The 15,202-nt window shown below is 35.5% G+C and carries 15 protein-coding genes and 1 pseudogene; 7 read left to right on the forward strand and 9 right to left on the reverse strand.

The genetic code is table 11. The annotated features are described in order from the left end of the window. Together ACJROP_RS06535 and ACJROP_RS06540 are read left to right on the forward strand one after the other, a co-directional pair. Complete coding sequence (locus ACJROP_RS06535; protein WP_406534675.1) at positions 1 to 534, forward strand: TIGR00730 family Rossman fold protein; 534 nt, start codon at positions 1 to 3, stop codon at positions 532 to 534. Between the two features lies 1 nt (position 535). After that, positions 536 to 1,186, forward strand: a complete 651-nt coding sequence (locus tag ACJROP_RS06540) for a hypothetical protein (protein ID WP_406534676.1) — start codon at positions 536 to 538, stop codon at positions 1,184 to 1,186. Here the strand turns inward: ACJROP_RS06540 and ACJROP_RS06545 are convergent. Both ACJROP_RS06545 and pyk read right to left on the reverse strand, forming a co-directional pair. After that, positions 1,175 to 1,816 (reverse strand): YitT family protein, encoded by a 642-nt coding sequence (locus ACJROP_RS06545; protein ID WP_406534677.1) that lies wholly within the window; start codon positions 1,814 to 1,816, stop codon positions 1,175 to 1,177. The genes ACJROP_RS06540 and ACJROP_RS06545 overlap by 12 nt on opposite strands. A 176-nt stretch (positions 1,817 to 1,992) precedes the next feature. Further along, positions 1,993 to 3,396, reverse strand: a complete 1,404-nt coding sequence (pyk, locus tag ACJROP_RS06550; protein WP_406534678.1) for a pyruvate kinase — start codon at positions 3,394 to 3,396, stop codon at positions 1,993 to 1,995. A gap of 226 nt (positions 3,397 to 3,622) precedes the next feature. On the opposite strand from pyk, the gene ACJROP_RS06555 reads away from it, so the two are divergent. Both ACJROP_RS06555 and ACJROP_RS06560 read left to right on the forward strand, forming a co-directional pair. Next, entirely contained in the window at positions 3,623 to 4,780 is a 1,158-nt protein-coding gene (locus ACJROP_RS06555) for a TMEM175 family protein (RefSeq protein WP_406534679.1), read from the forward strand. A 99-nt stretch (positions 4,781 to 4,879) separates the two neighbouring features. After that, entirely contained in the window at positions 4,880 to 5,179 is a 300-nt protein-coding gene (locus tag ACJROP_RS06560; protein WP_406534680.1) for a hypothetical protein, read from the forward strand. Positions 5,180 to 5,267: 88 nt separating this feature from the next. Here the strand turns inward: ACJROP_RS06560 and ACJROP_RS06565 are convergent, their stop codons facing one another. The 4 genes from ACJROP_RS06565 to ACJROP_RS06580 all read right to left on the reverse strand — a co-directional run bounded on the left by ACJROP_RS06565 (position 5,268) and on the right by ACJROP_RS06580 (position 9,068). Then, on the reverse strand, positions 5,268 to 6,758 hold the full coding sequence (locus ACJROP_RS06565) for a glutamate synthase-related protein (RefSeq protein WP_406534681.1): 1,491 nt from the start codon (positions 6,756 to 6,758) through the stop codon (positions 5,268 to 5,270). An 11-nt stretch (positions 6,759 to 6,769) separates the two neighbouring features. Then, positions 6,770 to 7,438 carry a tributyrin esterase gene (locus ACJROP_RS06570; protein ID WP_406534682.1) on the reverse strand — a complete coding sequence of 223 codons (669 nt, stop codon included), beginning with the start codon at positions 7,436 to 7,438 and terminating at the stop codon, positions 6,770 to 6,772. 9 nt (positions 7,439 to 7,447) lie between these two features. After that, positions 7,448 to 8,365 carry a glutamine amidotransferase family protein gene (locus ACJROP_RS06575; protein WP_406534683.1) on the reverse strand — a complete coding sequence of 306 codons (918 nt, stop codon included), beginning with the start codon at positions 8,363 to 8,365 and terminating at the stop codon, positions 7,448 to 7,450. A 238-nt stretch (positions 8,366 to 8,603) separates the two neighbouring features. Then, positions 8,604 to 9,068, reverse strand: coding sequence for a HEAT repeat domain-containing protein (locus ACJROP_RS06580; protein ID WP_406534684.1), 465 nt, complete (start codon positions 9,066 to 9,068; stop codon positions 8,604 to 8,606). Between the two features lie 181 nt (positions 9,069 to 9,249). On the opposite strand from ACJROP_RS06580, the gene aksF reads away from it, so the two are divergent. Then, entirely contained in the window at positions 9,250 to 10,239 is a 990-nt protein-coding gene (aksF, locus tag ACJROP_RS06585; protein ID WP_406534685.1) for a homoisocitrate dehydrogenase, read from the forward strand. Continuing rightward, positions 10,239 to 11,708 (forward strand): class I adenylate-forming enzyme family protein, encoded by a 1,470-nt coding sequence (locus tag ACJROP_RS06590; protein WP_406534686.1) that lies wholly within the window; start codon positions 10,239 to 10,241, stop codon positions 11,706 to 11,708. The genes aksF and ACJROP_RS06590 overlap by 1 nt, the downstream gene beginning before the upstream one ends. Before the next feature lie 460 nt (positions 11,709 to 12,168). Here ACJROP_RS06590 and argB read toward each other — a convergent pair whose 3' ends face one another. Further along, positions 12,169 to 13,032 carry an acetylglutamate kinase gene (gene argB, locus ACJROP_RS06595; RefSeq protein WP_406534687.1) on the reverse strand — a complete coding sequence of 288 codons (864 nt, stop codon included), beginning with the start codon at positions 13,030 to 13,032 and terminating at the stop codon, positions 12,169 to 12,171. A 48-nt stretch (positions 13,033 to 13,080) separates the two neighbouring features. Here argB and ACJROP_RS06600 point away from each other — a divergent pair, with 48 nt between their 5' ends. Continuing rightward, the gene (locus ACJROP_RS06600; RefSeq protein WP_406534688.1) at positions 13,081 to 13,758 is read left to right on the forward strand and encodes a hypothetical protein; all 678 of its coding nucleotides are present in this window, start codon (positions 13,081 to 13,083) and stop codon (positions 13,756 to 13,758) included. Positions 13,759 to 14,238: 480 nt separating this feature from the next. Here the strand turns inward: ACJROP_RS06600 and ACJROP_RS06605 are convergent, their stop codons facing one another. Together ACJROP_RS06605 and ACJROP_RS06610 are read right to left on the reverse strand one after the other, a co-directional pair. Further along, complete coding sequence (locus ACJROP_RS06605) at positions 14,239 to 14,487, reverse strand: hypothetical protein (protein ID WP_406534689.1); 249 nt, start codon at positions 14,485 to 14,487, stop codon at positions 14,239 to 14,241. Positions 14,488 to 14,874: 387 nt separating this feature from the next. Then, a pseudogene (locus ACJROP_RS06610) lies at positions 14,875 to 15,202 on the reverse strand (hypothetical protein); the annotation flags it as partial.

The raw sequence follows: 15,202 nt of genomic DNA on the forward strand, positions 1-15,202 counted from the left end.
ATGAACATTTGCCTATATGGATCCGGAAGCAGAGAAATTGATAATGTTTATACTGATGAAGCCTATGATTTAGGTTGCTTGATGGCTCAAAAAGGCCACACACTTGTTTTTGGCGGTGGAGATACCGGAATGATGGGAGCCTGTGCAAAAGGAGTCCATGACAGCAATGGAAAATCAATTGGAATAGCTCCCGAATGGATAAGCGATTTTGAACCCCTGTGTAAAGACTGCAGCGAATTTATCTATGTGGATTCGATGGATGAAAGAAAAAGGAACTTCATCTCACATTCAGATGCATTCATAATATCACCCGGCGGTATCGGAACCCTAGATGAGTTTTTTGAAATCATTACCCTAAAAAAACTGAAAAAGATTGACAATGAAATAATCGTATTCAATATTGAGCATTTTTATGATAAAATGCTTGAAATGATTGATGAGATGGGTGAAAAAGGTTTTTTATACAAACAGGATGAAGTTTTTAAGGTAGCTACAAGCATTGATGAAATATTTGAATATTTGGAAGGAAACTGATATGATTAGCGATGCAAAAGCCCTTGAAATAGCTAAAAAATTAGAAAATGCAGATAATATCGACATTAAAGAGACTATCGAAAAAGCGGCTACTGCAGGATATCTCGGAGAAAAGCACTTCTATTGCACTGCCATTGAAGACGGAGGATTTACCCATACGGTTCCCGAAATTTTGGGAGACAGATACAAATCAATACCCCTGGATAATTTATATTATGACATCATTTCAAAATCCCTTGATTTTGATGGGATTTATATCTCTTTAGGATACTGCGCTTCCAATTTAAGCTTTCCAGATGAGGAATATGATGAAATAATCGAATACGATGACTATGACCTTGAAGAAGATGAATTGGAATACTTGATGCAGTACACATTGATTACCGCCGATTGTGTTAAAAAGTTTAAGGTTTATGCAGAAGAAGGAATTGCCGGGCACAATCCTACAGAAGATGTAGGGCTAATAATTAACATCATCGATAAAGAATATAAAGCTTATTTTGCACTTAGATCAACCGACCAATGCATGTCCAGCTTTAGAGTGCTTCCATTTAGAGACAGCTATCCAAAAGAACACCCGTTATCATTCAAAAATCCGATAAACAAACTACTAATCGAAATGATTGACAAAACAATAGTCTTAACTGATTAAAGGTTCAATATAAGAATCCAAATTCTTTTTAAGCACCCTTACAATAGGGCCAATAATCAATGCGGATATTATTGTACCTTCACGAACGCCGATGAGATATCCTAAAAAGACAAGTGACAAAACAGCCGCAATAATTACAAAAGAAGTGTCAATATAAGGCTTTACTTTTCCAAATTCCTTTTTCAATACAGTGGAAATGGCTACAATCAATCCATCCGGTGGCAGATATACGACTTCCGTTTGAATTTCAAGCAGAACGCCGAAAGCAACCACAACACAACTGAGCAATAACAATAATATTTGACTTAGATAATCTTGAGGATTTAAGAAGCTCACCAGCATCAATGCAATGTCTATGAATGCTGAAAAGATTGTTCCCATGACAATCTGCAGATACTGCCTTTTTTCAAAGTTCCCTCTTAAAATAAGAACCTGCAAAGCGATTAATATAATGCTAAAAATAAAGGAAACTGTTCCAACACTTAAATTGGATATTACGCTTGAAACATATGGAATGCAAATCAACGGAGCGGTTCCTAAATTGGCTTTGATTGATATGGCCGCCCCTAAAGATATGATAAACAATGAAACCAAATATAATACATATCTGTTAATCTTTTTTGTTTCCATGGTTAATTATTAATTAAAAACACTTTAAATAATTTAGCCAATCCATGAACCTGTGACATTAATCAGCACATTAATGATATCGATAGTTGATTGATTTTTTCATTATTTCATGGCTTCAATCAACATATTAAGAGTGATTAATCTCTATAGTATCAAGAGTAGATGTGAATATCAATTTAAATTTCCACGATTCTTAAATAATTAGTTTTTCTTGCTTCACCTAATGGAAATCCTCCAGTAACTACTATTAGATCTCCTTTTTTCAGATTAAATTCTTTTTGAGCAATTTTACGAGCGCTTTCAACCATTTCGTCTGTGCTTTCATATATCTTAGTCACTACTGGTTTGACACCAAAGTTCAAAACAACTTTCTCTGCAATATGATTAGACGGGCAACAAGCCATGATAATGGAATTCGGTCTCAGATTACTAATCTTGCTAGCTGTGAATCCTGTCATGGTAGTTGTGACTATTAGTTTAATATCGGTGTATTCAACGGCATCCACAACTAATTTGGCGATTGTATCGCTAGTGCCTATTATTCCTTTGTAGGCGAAATGCTTTGTATAGTCAATGGTTGATTCCACATATTCACAAATTTTACTCATTATTGCAACGGAAGGTATTGGATACTTTCCAACAGTGGTTTCACCAGATAGCATCACACAATCAGTACCGTCCAATACGGCATTGGCCACATCTGAAACCTCTGCTCTTGATGGTCTGTGATTTTCATACATGGACGCCAGCATTTCTGTAGCGACAATGGCAAACTTGCCCTTTTCACGACATTTTTTAATAATACTCTTTTGAAGCATCGGCAACTCTTCCATTGGAACTTCCACTCCCAAATCTCCTCGAGCCACCATAATTCCATCAGACACCTCAATTATATCATCTATATTATCAATGCCTGTGCGATTTTCAATTTTTGAAATGATGCGTGCATCTCCACCCGCTTCCTCAATAATTTTACGGGCCGCAATTACATCTTCCTTAGTATTTACAAAAGATAATGCAAGATAATCACATGCATGTTGCGCTGCAAAGGTAATGTCCTTTTCATCCACTTCACTCATAAAATCCAAGTTTAAATTGACACCTGGGACATTAATGGTTTTATTGTCCTGAATCATTCCCTCGCCCAAAGCCTTCAATACAAGAAAGTCGCTTTTCTTGCCAATGACTTCCAATTCAAGCAGGGCATTATCTATAAGGACCGTGTCACCCACTTCTATAAAGTCAATTGCATCGCTATGATTAACTCCAAATTCCTCTTCATTGCCGTGTATGCAACTCTTACTCATCTTAATCGTGTCACCTTCATGAAGAGTTACGCCTCCATCCTTAAATTTCAAGGTCCTGAACTCAGGCCCCTTAGTATCATACATAATAGATACGGGCACACGGCATAGTTTACGTACTTCCCTAACAACATCTATTATATTCAATATGCCCTCCTGTGTGGCGTGACTGAGATTGATGCGTGCACAATCCATGCCCGCATAAACCATTTCGCTCATGACCTCAACAGAATCAGAGGCCGGGCCTATACTGCATATGATTTTTGTCTTTTTCATATCACAATCCCCAGATAACCTTCTTAATTAAAAACTAAACTCAAAAAAAGAATTGTAAATCATCACAATTCCAACTCAAATAATATTATTTTAAACTGATAAAGTTATATAATTTGTGAATATGTGTCAATTTACATTGCCGCTTGCTAATATCAATTGAAAAGTTACTTCGGTTAGGATATAAAAAAAATAAAATTTATTTACTCATAAAACATATAAAATAACTATGGAAACAAATAGATTTGAAACTTTTTATGATGCGGTTCTGGCGATTGTCATTACAATTTTAGTGTTAAAAATTCCTCAGCCATCAGGTCCTGAATGGGGAGCTTTTCTTTCAAACTCTTTGAACTTGGTAACATATTTCATAGTTTTCTTATCAATTATCAATATCTGGTTCAGCAATCAGAATCTATTCCAACATATTGACAACATAAATAACAAATCTCTGATTGCATATGGTTTTGCAATTTTCCTGTTTTCACTGTTTCCGTATTTCGCATCATGGCTTTCATTGAATGTGTATTCTTTAGCTGCCGAGACAATCTTTGGATTGCTTATACTTTTCGCTAACCTTTCCCATATTTTAGCGATAGTTGTGCTTTTCGGAGCCAATAAATCCAGTGAAAAACTGAAAGAATTGAATATTAAAAAAATCAATTTCATAATTCCTTTGCTGATTATATTAATCGGTTTTGTACTGTCATATACAATATATACTCCGGGAATCTATGTAGCCAGTCTATTTTCAGTGCTTTTAAGCATTATCTATAACAGAAAGCAAGGAAAAGAAATTAAGGATACTGAAAGATTCGAAGCGCTAATTGATGCAATCATTGCCATCATTATAACAATCATTGTGCTTGAAATTCCAACTGCCCTGAATGGTAGTTTAGCAAGCCTATTGGAATTAAAACTCGAATTTCTAGCATATATCATTAGCTTTATTGTTTGCTTTAACGTGTGGAACTTTACCTATAATCTATTTGCCATCGTTAACAAGATTAATTACAAATCAATTTGGTCCATAGCATCTGCGTTATTCTTTTTATCATTGGTCCCTTATTTAACAACTTATGTTGCTATGAATTTTAATGATTTTGTACCGCAATGCCTGTATGGGCTAAACTTTATGATTATCAATATATGTTCTATTATAGCTACATTCGAACTGAAAAAAATAGATTCATCTAACGAGTTTTTACAAACAGCATTCAAAAATTACAATAATTATATTTTAAACATCATATTTACAATCATTTTCATAATTATCGGATACCTCTACTATCCGCCAATAATAATTATATCCTGTCTACTTTCAATTCTTATAACATGGATTTTCATGATTAAAAAAATAAACATTCTTCTCAAACTCATAAAATAATTATTGTATATTTTAACTAAGAAGGTATGATAATTAGAAAATAATTTTAATGAATATTACCAAACATTAAAATAGTTATTAAAAATATGGGGTTAGATTATGGTAAAAATGGAAATTGAATTAACAGATGAGCAATTTGAAAAAGTTGAAATTTTAAAGTCACATGATGTTGATGTCGGTCAAGCTATCGATCTTCTTTTCGGACTTCAGGATGAAATTACTGAAATACTTAAAGAAGAACAAGGTAATGACATAATAGAAAAAATAACTGATGCCAGCTTTGATTCAAAAATTAAACAAGAATTATTGAAAAAAAATTTTGATGAAGAAAAAACTTACGACGTGCAGGTGCAAGAGCACAAACGTACATTAAAGTGGTCTGATTTTTTCAAATTATAAATATCTAATAATTAAAACCTGATTTTAATATAGTCAGTTAGGTGGGGATTTTTCCATATTTAATAAAAAAAATAGAGGTAGTTAACCTCTAAATCCTACCCACACCTGCCATAGGAACACCAGTCAATGCTGATGCCTCCAAGGTGAGTGACCTTAAATTCTCTTTTTCAAGTTTAGTAATATGGGTATTACCTGCTTGCTGGACTAACATACAAGCTTCATCTGTCATTGTGTTAATGTAGTTTGCTACGTTTTTACCCATTTCCTTATAATCCAAACGATGTCTCAAGGATAAGTCCTGTGTAGCGATACCTTTTCTGCATGTTCCGGTATAACACATTTGACATACCCTGCATCCGATTGATATCAAAGCGGCTGTAGCGATGTATACTGCATCTGCACCAAGCGCAATAGCTTTAGCCAAATCAGCACCTGACCTGACACCACCGGCAGCAACCAAGCTTACTTGATCCCTTAGACCAATTTCTTTCAATGCCATGTCCGCTTCTACAATAGATGCGACAGAAGGAATACCGGAGTGTTCCATGATTACTTCCGGACCTGCCCCGGTTCCTCCCTGCATACCGTCCACTACGATTATATCCGCTCCGCCTTTTGCTGCGATTTTTACATCGGATGCAACTTTACCGGAAGCAAATTTAACCATAATCGGTACTTTCCAATCGGTAATTTCACGTAATTGTGATATTTTCATACTTAAATCTTCAGGACCTACAATATCCATGTGCCTTGCAGGAGAAAGCGCATCGGATCCTTCCGGAATGTTTCTGATTTTAGATACTTCAGCAGTTACCTTTTCACCTAAAAGATGTCCTCCCATACCTGATTTTGCACCCTGACCTATTTTGATTTCAATTGCATCACCCTGTTTTAAATATTCGGCAGATACGCCGAATCTTCCTGATGCATATTGGGCAATGAGCTTATCAGCAAGGTCTCTTTCTTCTGGAAGCATTCCTCCTTCACCTGTGTTTGTTACTGTTCCTGCCAGTGAAGAACCAATAGCTAAAGCCATTTTTGCCTCTTTTGATAGAGCACCGAATGACATTGCCCCAATCATGATTGGAGTGTCAAGCTTAAGAGGATTTTCTGCAAACCTGTCCCCTAAAACAACATCTGTTCCACAAGGTTCCCTGTATTTGTCGATAGGAGGCCTTGACACCTGAGCTGGAATTACAACCAAGTCATCGAAGTCCGGAATGCGCCTTAATGCACCGGTACTTCTGAGTTTGTATGATGCTGTCTGTGATTGCCTTACGATTTCGACAATGTCCGGGAATCCCCAACCTTGTCTTGCATCTTCTGGAATTGCGTTTACTTCAATTGCCCTGTTTGGACACATTTCAAGACAGATTCTGCAGCCTACACATTTTTCCTGATTCAATGGGTAGGGATCACCTTGAATGATTTCATAAACTCCATGAGGACAATTGTTAAAGCATGAAAAACATCTTCCGCAGATTTTTTCATCCCTATCATCACATAAATACCAGCAGCATCCTGGACGTCCAAAATTTTTTTTACATAAATCCGGATTTCTTTCAACTCTATATGGCATACTTCACACTCCTAGTGACCATAGAATGGCCTTGTACTTTTTGGAACTATTTTCTTAAATCCTGAATAATCGTCAACATCAATATCGAATTTGGATAATGCCTCTTCGATTTCAAGTGAATCTTCAAAGGTCATATCATCAAACTTAGCATTATAACCTAAACTTTTTACTTTCCCTCTAACGTAGACTACTCCACGAATAATTGATTCGGCCACATCATCTCCAACATCTCCCAAGATGATGATGCGTCCTCCCATCATGAAAATTCCAGTCATGAATCCGGAGTTTCCTCCAATGATTATTGTACCGTTTTTCATGATTTCACCAGTTCTTGAACCTACTGATTCCTTTACAACAACATAACCATCATATATTCCTTGGCCTGCACCGTCACCGGCAGACCCTTCAACGACGACTTCCCCGCCGGTCAAATTATCTCCAACGAACCATCCCGCATTACCGTTGATTTTGATTTTTGGCTTATCGCACATGCATCCCGCAAAGTATCCTACAGAGCCGTCAAATTCAATTTCCACATCATCGGTTACTCCTGCGGCGAGGTAATGTTTTGCATTGGGATTTCTAATAATGATTTTATCATATTCGCTTGCTGCGTCTTTTAGCTGTGAGTTAATTTCACGGGGAGTTAACTCTTCTGCATCTATTTCAAAAACTTCCATCAAAATCACCTATATCTCATATACCATTACTTCACCTGGAGAGATTTGCTCTACATGGTGTGTGTCGACTACTTCCCTTAGGGATACTTCTTCTGATGCTATTGCAAACACGTCATCGGTTTCTGCCATCACTCCAGGCCTTAGACCTAATTTGTCTTTTGCAATGCCTATTCCTTGCGGAGTTCCGATAATGTAAGAGAACGGACCGTCCATGTCTTCAACGGATTGTTCCAGTGCTTCTTCCAAGCTGTAACCGGTAGCCAGTTTGTCTGCAATGTAGTGAACCAGACATTCTGTATCATTGAATGTTTCGAATGTATGTCCTTTTCTTTCAAGAGGATCCCTTATTTTCCAGTAATTTGTAATCTGTCCGTTGTGGACAACTGAAATGTCACGAACGATGTATGTCTGGAAAGGATGTGCGTGGTATCTGTCCACTCCGCTTTCTGTTGAAAAACGGGTGTGGCCGATTGCATGGGTTCCTTTGACTGACCTTACATCATACCTTTCTGCGATGTCCAAAACGGAGCCTACATCTTTTATCATTTCAAAGTCGTGGCTTCCGTTAAGTACAATTACATCATCGATTGTGTCTATTTTTGTAATTAGGGGTTTTAGCTGGCAAAACTCATCTAAAGATATTTTACATTTGTAAATGAATGAATCTCCAACGGAAGGTATGATGGCATCATTTTGAATTGGAGTCTGAAAATTGATTACATCTTTTACTTTATCGAGCAGTTTTTCGCTTTCTTTTACTTGAATATTTAAGATGTATTCGTTTTCGGCCAAACCTGTTCCACCGTAGATTGAGTATCCCGCTGAGTCAGGCCCTCTGTGTTGCAGTTGGTGAAGCATGTTTGTCATGTCATTTCCAATGTTATGTAATTTTTTATCTTTATAAACTAATCCAGCTATTCCGCACAATTTTAAACCTCCATAATCATAATCATTAGTCGGAAAGTAACTTCCGTATTATACTTTAACAATACAAGTATATAAATGTGTTGGAAAACGTTTTCCGACTAATAAAAATTCTGAAAAAATGAAGTAAAAATTAAAAATTATTAAACAATGTTTAGAAAATAATTAAAAATAGGTTAAAAAAGTGAAAAAAATTAATTTATGTTAAAAAGATAAAAAAGAAAAAAGTGAGAAAGAAAATCTATTTCTGAATAGTTGCTATTGCACTTTGTGCACCAGCTTTTACAAAACCGCTTTCATCGTCAAGCAAGTTTTCAAGTGCAGGAATAGCCTTTTCATCACCAATGTTTCCAAGCGCCCATGCAGCTGCTCCCCTTACTCTCCAATCTTCATCTCCTAAAGTTTCGATTAAAGGATCGACAGCAGGCTCTCCCATACGGGATAGTGCAGTGGATGCTTCTCTTCTAACTAATTTGTTGTTGTCTTTTAAGGTCAAAATTAAAGGATGAATTGCTTTTGGATCATTTATTGCTCCTAATAAAGTAGCAGCATTTAACCTGATTTGTTTTTTCCTACTGGACAAAGCAGATATTAACGGATCTAATGATTCATCAGCCCTTAATTCCAATTCTCCCATAACATCTTGAACAACAAAATCATCTTTGTCGTTTAACAATTCAATTAATTCGTCAATACTTCTTGCCATTTTTATCCCCTCACTAAATTCAACAAGGAAAATCCATTATTAAATATGTTATTACTTATTTATTAAACATTAACATATAAAAGTATTTCGATAGTATACGAACAAATTTTTTAAAACTAACTTAAATATAATTAAATCAATATTATAAGTATACGAACAATATTGTATTCAAGGGAGAATAATGTATAAAATTGCAATCATAAGTGGAGACGGAATAGGTCAAGAAGTAATGCAGGCATGCGAATATCTGCTTGACAATCTTGATTTGGAATTTAGTTTTGAATACGGTGAAGCGGGTTTTGAGTGCTTTAACAAAAACGGGACAACATTGCCTGAAGAAACCATCAGAATAGCCAACGATAGTGATGCAGTCCTATTTGGAGCATCCACATCAACACCAGGAGAACCTAGCCCAATCATCAATTTAAGAAAAGAGCTCAATGTTTACGCTAATATCAGACCAATAAAGTCATATAAGGGCGTTGACTGCATTCGTGATGACATTGACTTCGTAATAGTTAGGGAAAATACCGAAGGGCTTTACTCACAAGTCGAATATGGCGATGAAAATAAAATGATTGCTGAAAGGCACATCACAAAAAAAGCATCCGAAAGAATTTCAAAAGCCGCCTTTAACTTATGCCTTAAAAGGGGCGAAAGCAAGGTCACCTGCGTCCACAAAAGCAACGTATTGAAAAAGACCGATGGCGTTTTCAAAGAAAGCTTTTACAATGTAGCCAAACAATACCCTCAAATCACCACTGAAGACTATTATGTTGATGCAATGGCAATGTACCTGATTACACAACCCCAAAACTTCGACGTTATTGTTTCAAGCAATCTATTTGGAGATATCCTGTCAGATGAAAGTGCAGGACTCGTTGGAGGATTAGGCCTCGCTCCATCCGGAAATATTGGAGATCATAACGGACTATTTGAACCTGTTCACGGTTCAGCACCAGATATCGCCGGAAAGCATATTGCAAACCCTTGCTCCATGATTTTATCAGCTTCAATGATGCTTGATTATTTGGGCGAATGGGAAATATCCAACAATATCAAAAATGCCGTTGAAAAGGTAATAGCTGAATGCAAGATCAGAACCCCCGATTTGGGCGGGGATGCTTGTACAATGGATGTTACAAAAGCTATTGTTAAGGAGTTAATCTAATGTTAAATATTACTACTTTTTTAGATGCAAATTCAAAACGATTGGACAAGAATGTATTATACAACCCAACAACCGGGAATAAATATAATTCCGGTGAAATATTGTCAATTGTTTCAGAAATCGGACGTAACCTAAAAGATTTGGGAATCAAAAAAGGAGACCGGGTTTTAATATACTTAAAAAATTCTGAAGAATACTTATTTTCACTATTTGCAATATGGAGAGTAGGAGCAATAGCAATACCAGCAAACAGGGTCTTTACCGCAGCCGAACTCGAGTACATAGTAAGCGACTCAAAGGCCACATTAATGATTACAGATAATGAAGCTCAAAACATTATTGACATTAACACTTATATTCCAAAAAACATTTCTGATTTTAAGGATTGTGAAGTCTTGCCCGCCGAAAATACCGATTGGGATGATTTATGCCAACTCCAATACACATCAGGGACAACCGGAAAACCAAAAGGTGCAATGCTGACCCATGGAAACTACTTTACAGCAATCCACAATGAATGTGATGTGCTGACCTTAAAGCAGGATGATGTCTATCTTGGAATCTATCCGATGGCGCACGTTGGCCTTTCATGGTCAATATCAGCATTAAGGGCTGCTGCCTATTACATCATGGTTGAGCAGTTTGACTTGGACGAATACCTGGACTTGTGCCAAAAGGAGAAAGTTACAGTCTTGACCGGAATGCCTCCGGTAATACACTCACTGACTACAATGGATAAGAGAGAACAATTAAAAACTGTCCGTGAAATCATATCCGGCGGAGGGCCACTGCACAAAAAGATATGGAAGGACTTCCATGAAACCTATGGAATACCAATCATAAACGCATACGGACTATCAGAAACCATCGTAATCGGGACCGGAACAGTAATCAGACCGGAAGATTACCGTGAAGCAGACAGATTCGAAAGTGTAGGCCATCCAGTTTGCTTTTCTGAAGTGAAAATCGTCGATGAGGATGACGCATCAATAACCTTGGAAGCATATAAGCAGGGTGAAATTGCCCTTAGAGGACCTGCCGTTGCAAAAGGATATTGGGGAAATGAGGAAAAGACAAAAGCGTCATTTTTAGATGACGGATGGTTCCTGACAGGAGACATCGGATACATTGACGAGGACAATCGTCTGTTCATTACCGACCGTAAAAAGGACATGATTGTGATGAGCGGATGGAAAATCTATCCGACCGAAGTTGAAGAGGTATTGATAAAATATCCTGCAGTTAAGGAAATAGCTATTTTCAGTATAACTGACTGTCACAGAGGGGAAATCCCGGTTGCGGCTGTTGTCTGGGAAAATGAAAATGACTCCGAAGGATTGGTCAGCTATGCGCATGAGAATCTATCAAGATATAAAGTTCCTCGTGAAATCTATGAATTGGATGAGCTTCCAAGAGTGAATGGCTGGAAATTGCTTAGAAGAGAGCTCAGGGAAATGTTTAAAAATTAGAAAAAATAGTTTTTAAAGAAATGAAGCTAGAATAGATGATTCTAACCCCATTAATTTAACATAGTTTTTAACGAGTGGTTCGTTAAATTAAATTATATCAAAATAATATATAAATTTTTTTGATACGAAAGTAGGGAGGATACCACTAGAGAAAAAATACCAAACTCCTTCCTTTGTATTCAACAACTAATTACTACCCCAAAAATTATTATTTAAAAATCATAATAATGATTTTAATAATTTCCAAAGTTACTTGTATTAAGAATTCAGATTTTAATTTCATTAAACCACTCAAAACATATGTTAATGTATTCTTATCTAAGTGGTCAAAACCTACAATAAATATGTATAAATCATTAATATATAAAATAAACAGTTATTAATTCTTTAAAAATGATTTAAATATAGTAAAATGATTTTTAATTAAAAAATTGTAAAAAAATAAAAAAAGTAACTATGATTATTTAAAAATCATAGTTCCAATACCCTCAGTGGTAAAGATTTCTAAAAGCAATGAGTGTTTTTTACGTCCGTCAATAATGTGACAAGAGGTAACGCCATTTTCAATAGCTTTAACACAGGTTTCGATTTTAGGAATCATACCGCCAGATATGACACCCTCTTCGATTAAAGCTGGAATTTCGCTGACTCTGATTTTTTGAATCAATGAATCCGGATCTGATGGATCTCTTAAAACACCAGGAACATCAGTTAAGATAATTAATTTTTCAGCACCGATAGCACTTGCAACTTCACCTGCCGCAGTATCGGCATTCAAATTTAAACTGGTTCCGTCTTCTGCAATTCCTACAGGAGAAATCACTGGAATGTAATTATTCTCCAAAAACATGTCGAGCAAATCTGTATTTACGCAGTCAACTTCGCCGACGAGACCCAAATCAACAATTTCTTCATTGACTTTGTGTGCTCCTTTTCTGTGGGCAAATATTAAACTTGAATCTTTTCCGGATAAGCTTATTGCCTGGCCATCGTGTTTAATGAGTTCTGATACGATTTCGGTTGAGATTTTACCGACCAATACCATTTCAATGATTTCCATGGTCTCTTCATCAGTTACACGAAGTCCTTTAATGAATTTAGGTTCCTTTCCAAGCTTATCCATTGATCTTGAAATATCCGGGCCTCCTCCATGAACAATAAGAGGTTTCATTCCCACATATTTGAGTAAAACAGTATCGCGAGCTGTAGATGACTTCGCTTCATCATCCACCATTGCATGTCCACCATACTTTATTAAAATCTTCTTGTCATGAAACTTTTTAATGTAAGGCAAAGCTTCAATTAAAACATCTATATCTTTCATCAAATCACTACAATAATTATTTATTTAATAGTTTATAAAAGTAAGTATATGGATGAACTTAAAAAATATCTTCTGAAGTTGGGTGCTAGCAAAGTTGGTTACGCTGATGTCAAAGGACTTGCCAGCGAATTTGTTGATCTGCCAAATGGAATAAGCCTTGTTTTAAAAATCCCAAAAGAAACAATACAATTGGTTATAGATGAGGATTATGAAGATTACTGGAAGTCATTCCACAAACAGATTGCCATATTGACAGACATTGCCCTTAAAGGTGAGGAATATATTAAAAATCTCGGATATAATGCATTTGCCCTGACAATGGCCCGCAACGAATGTGACATGGAAAAGTTGCTGAGCATTTTACCCTATAAGACCATAGCCACCAAATCAGGGCTTGGATGGATTGGACGTTCTGCACTTTTCGTGACCCCCGAATATGGCTCTGCGGTTGCACTTGGAGCTATTCTTACCGACATGCCGCTCGAATTCGGAACACCAATTACCGATTCCGAGTGTGATGAATGTGAAAACTGTCAAAATGCATGCCCAGTTAAAGCAATAAACCCTCAAAAATGGAATGACAGACTTAACCGAAAAGACATTATTGATATTGAAGCCTGCGGCGAATATATTATTGACCAATATAAAAATGGATTGGGCTGTACAAAGTGCATGAGCGAATGCAAGCTCACTCAAGAGTATTTAAAAAGAGAAACTTATTTATAAAAGTGTTTACTATTATTAATTAAAGTGATTGAAGTGATTTAATAAAGAAAACAGGTTGGGAAGATACTGTCATATCTTCTAAAAACTTTATTAAATATTCACTTCAATCGTTACTTGTTTTTAATGTGTTTGAAAAACAAATACACAAAAATATAAATAACCAAATAATTATAAATATTTATTGTAATACCTATTTTTTCACCTCTATTGAGTTCTAGGGAGGATTAAAAACAAGTAAATTACCCTCCACCATTCGACACCTGTTTTTTTAAAAATTTAATATCAATAAATGGGGAAAAAATCCCCAAATATTGACTGGTGCGAAGGTAATTCAATTAGTCCAAAAACTAATTCGGAATAACAATAAGTTATTTCCAAAAATAGGTATTAATTTCATGTTATTTAAATTAATAAGTATTTTTTGACATCAATTTTACAAATTGAAATCAATTTTGTTAAAAAAATAGAAAAAATGAGTATTTAAATACCCATTTTGAATTTGAATCTGTATTCCTGATTTACAATTTCCATACCTTCAAAAGATCCTTTTAGAATGTCGGCAACTTTTTGTAAATCGCTTGCAGTTATTTCACTACCGTTTGCGATTGGTGAGAAAAATGTAATCTCATCATCGGTTATTAAGTAGTTCAGTAGTTTTGTGTTTTCTTTCTGGTATTTTTCGACAATTGCCAAAATTTCTTCTTCAGTTGCTTTATCGAGGTTTGTCATATTATCACCTTTAAGAATAATTAAACTAAAAAGTATTTAAACTTTTATACTTTGATGTAGACCAAGTTAAAAAAAACCATGTGTAAATCACATGATAATTAGAAATATTAAATAATAATGTTCTTAAAAGTTAAGATGATGGGTGACCATTAAGAATAATCAAGCCTAAAATTAATTTCCAAGAAGATAAAAAGTGTCCGAAAATATCATTTTTAATTTTTTTCTTTATCATGTTTTTTTAAGAAATTCATATTTAAAATTATTTAAATACTTAAAAAAATCAATCACAAATTATGAGTGATATATAGCTAATTATATAAAAACTCTAAAAAAAAGAAAAATGTTAGGCTTATGAAATAAGCCTAATTCTAAATTTATACGTTTATTTTATGCCTTGTTAACTGTTACGTTGTTTACTATTTCAACACCGTTGTATTCTGCTTTTAATTGGTATGTTCCAGGCATATAGTTGATTGTTAGTTTTGCAATACCGTTTGCATCTGTTTTCTTGTTGTAAACAATGCCGTTAGCAGTGATTTTAATTATTTGACCGGATAAAGCAACTGCATCACCATCAGAGTTCACTAATTGAACTTCATAAGCGGTACCGTCTTTGTAGGTCAGGTTAACATCACTGGAAGTAATGCTTAAACCGTCAGCATTGACTGTTACAGTGTTATTTACAGTTTCAGATTGGTATTTGGCATCGTTTACA

This window comes from Methanobrevibacter sp. (assembly GCF_045220775.1).
Taxonomy (GTDB): domain Archaea; phylum Methanobacteriota; class Methanobacteria; order Methanobacteriales; family Methanobacteriaceae; genus Methanocatella.

Coding starts and splice junctions, on each gene's coding strand:
- ACJROP_RS06545 (WP_406534677.1), bottom strand. CDS start 1,816: ATGGAAACAAAAAAGATTAACAGATATGTATTATATTTGGTTTCATTG.
- ACJROP_RS06580 (WP_406534684.1), bottom strand. CDS start 9,068: ATGGCAAGAAGTATTGACGAATTAATTGAATTGTTAAACGACAAAGAT.
- ACJROP_RS06540 (WP_406534676.1), top strand. CDS start 536: ATGATTAGCGATGCAAAAGCCCTTGAAATAGCTAAAAAATTAGAAAAT.
- ACJROP_RS06605 (WP_406534689.1), bottom strand. CDS start 14,487: ATGACAAACCTCGATAAAGCAACTGAAGAAGAAATTTTGGCAATTGTC.
- ACJROP_RS06555 (WP_406534679.1), top strand. CDS start 3,623: ATGGAAACAAATAGATTTGAAACTTTTTATGATGCGGTTCTGGCGATT.
- ACJROP_RS06600 (WP_406534688.1), top strand. CDS start 13,081: ATGGATGAACTTAAAAAATATCTTCTGAAGTTGGGTGCTAGCAAAGTT.
- ACJROP_RS06560 (WP_406534680.1), top strand. CDS start 4,880: ATGGTAAAAATGGAAATTGAATTAACAGATGAGCAATTTGAAAAAGTT.
- aksF (WP_406534685.1), top strand. CDS start 9,250: ATGTATAAAATTGCAATCATAAGTGGAGACGGAATAGGTCAAGAAGTA.
- ACJROP_RS06565 (WP_406534681.1), bottom strand. CDS start 6,758: ATGCCATATAGAGTTGAAAGAAATCCGGATTTATGTAAAAAAAATTTT.
- argB (WP_406534687.1), bottom strand. CDS start 13,032: ATGAAAGATATAGATGTTTTAATTGAAGCTTTGCCTTACATTAAAAAG.
- pyk (WP_406534678.1), bottom strand. CDS start 3,396: ATGAAAAAGACAAAAATCATATGCAGTATAGGCCCGGCCTCTGATTCT.
- ACJROP_RS06535 (WP_406534675.1), top strand. CDS start 1: ATGAACATTTGCCTATATGGATCCGGAAGCAGAGAAATTGATAATGTT.
- ACJROP_RS06570 (WP_406534682.1), bottom strand. CDS start 7,438: ATGGAAGTTTTTGAAATAGATGCAGAAGAGTTAACTCCCCGTGAAATT.
- ACJROP_RS06590 (WP_406534686.1), top strand. CDS start 10,239: ATGTTAAATATTACTACTTTTTTAGATGCAAATTCAAAACGATTGGAC.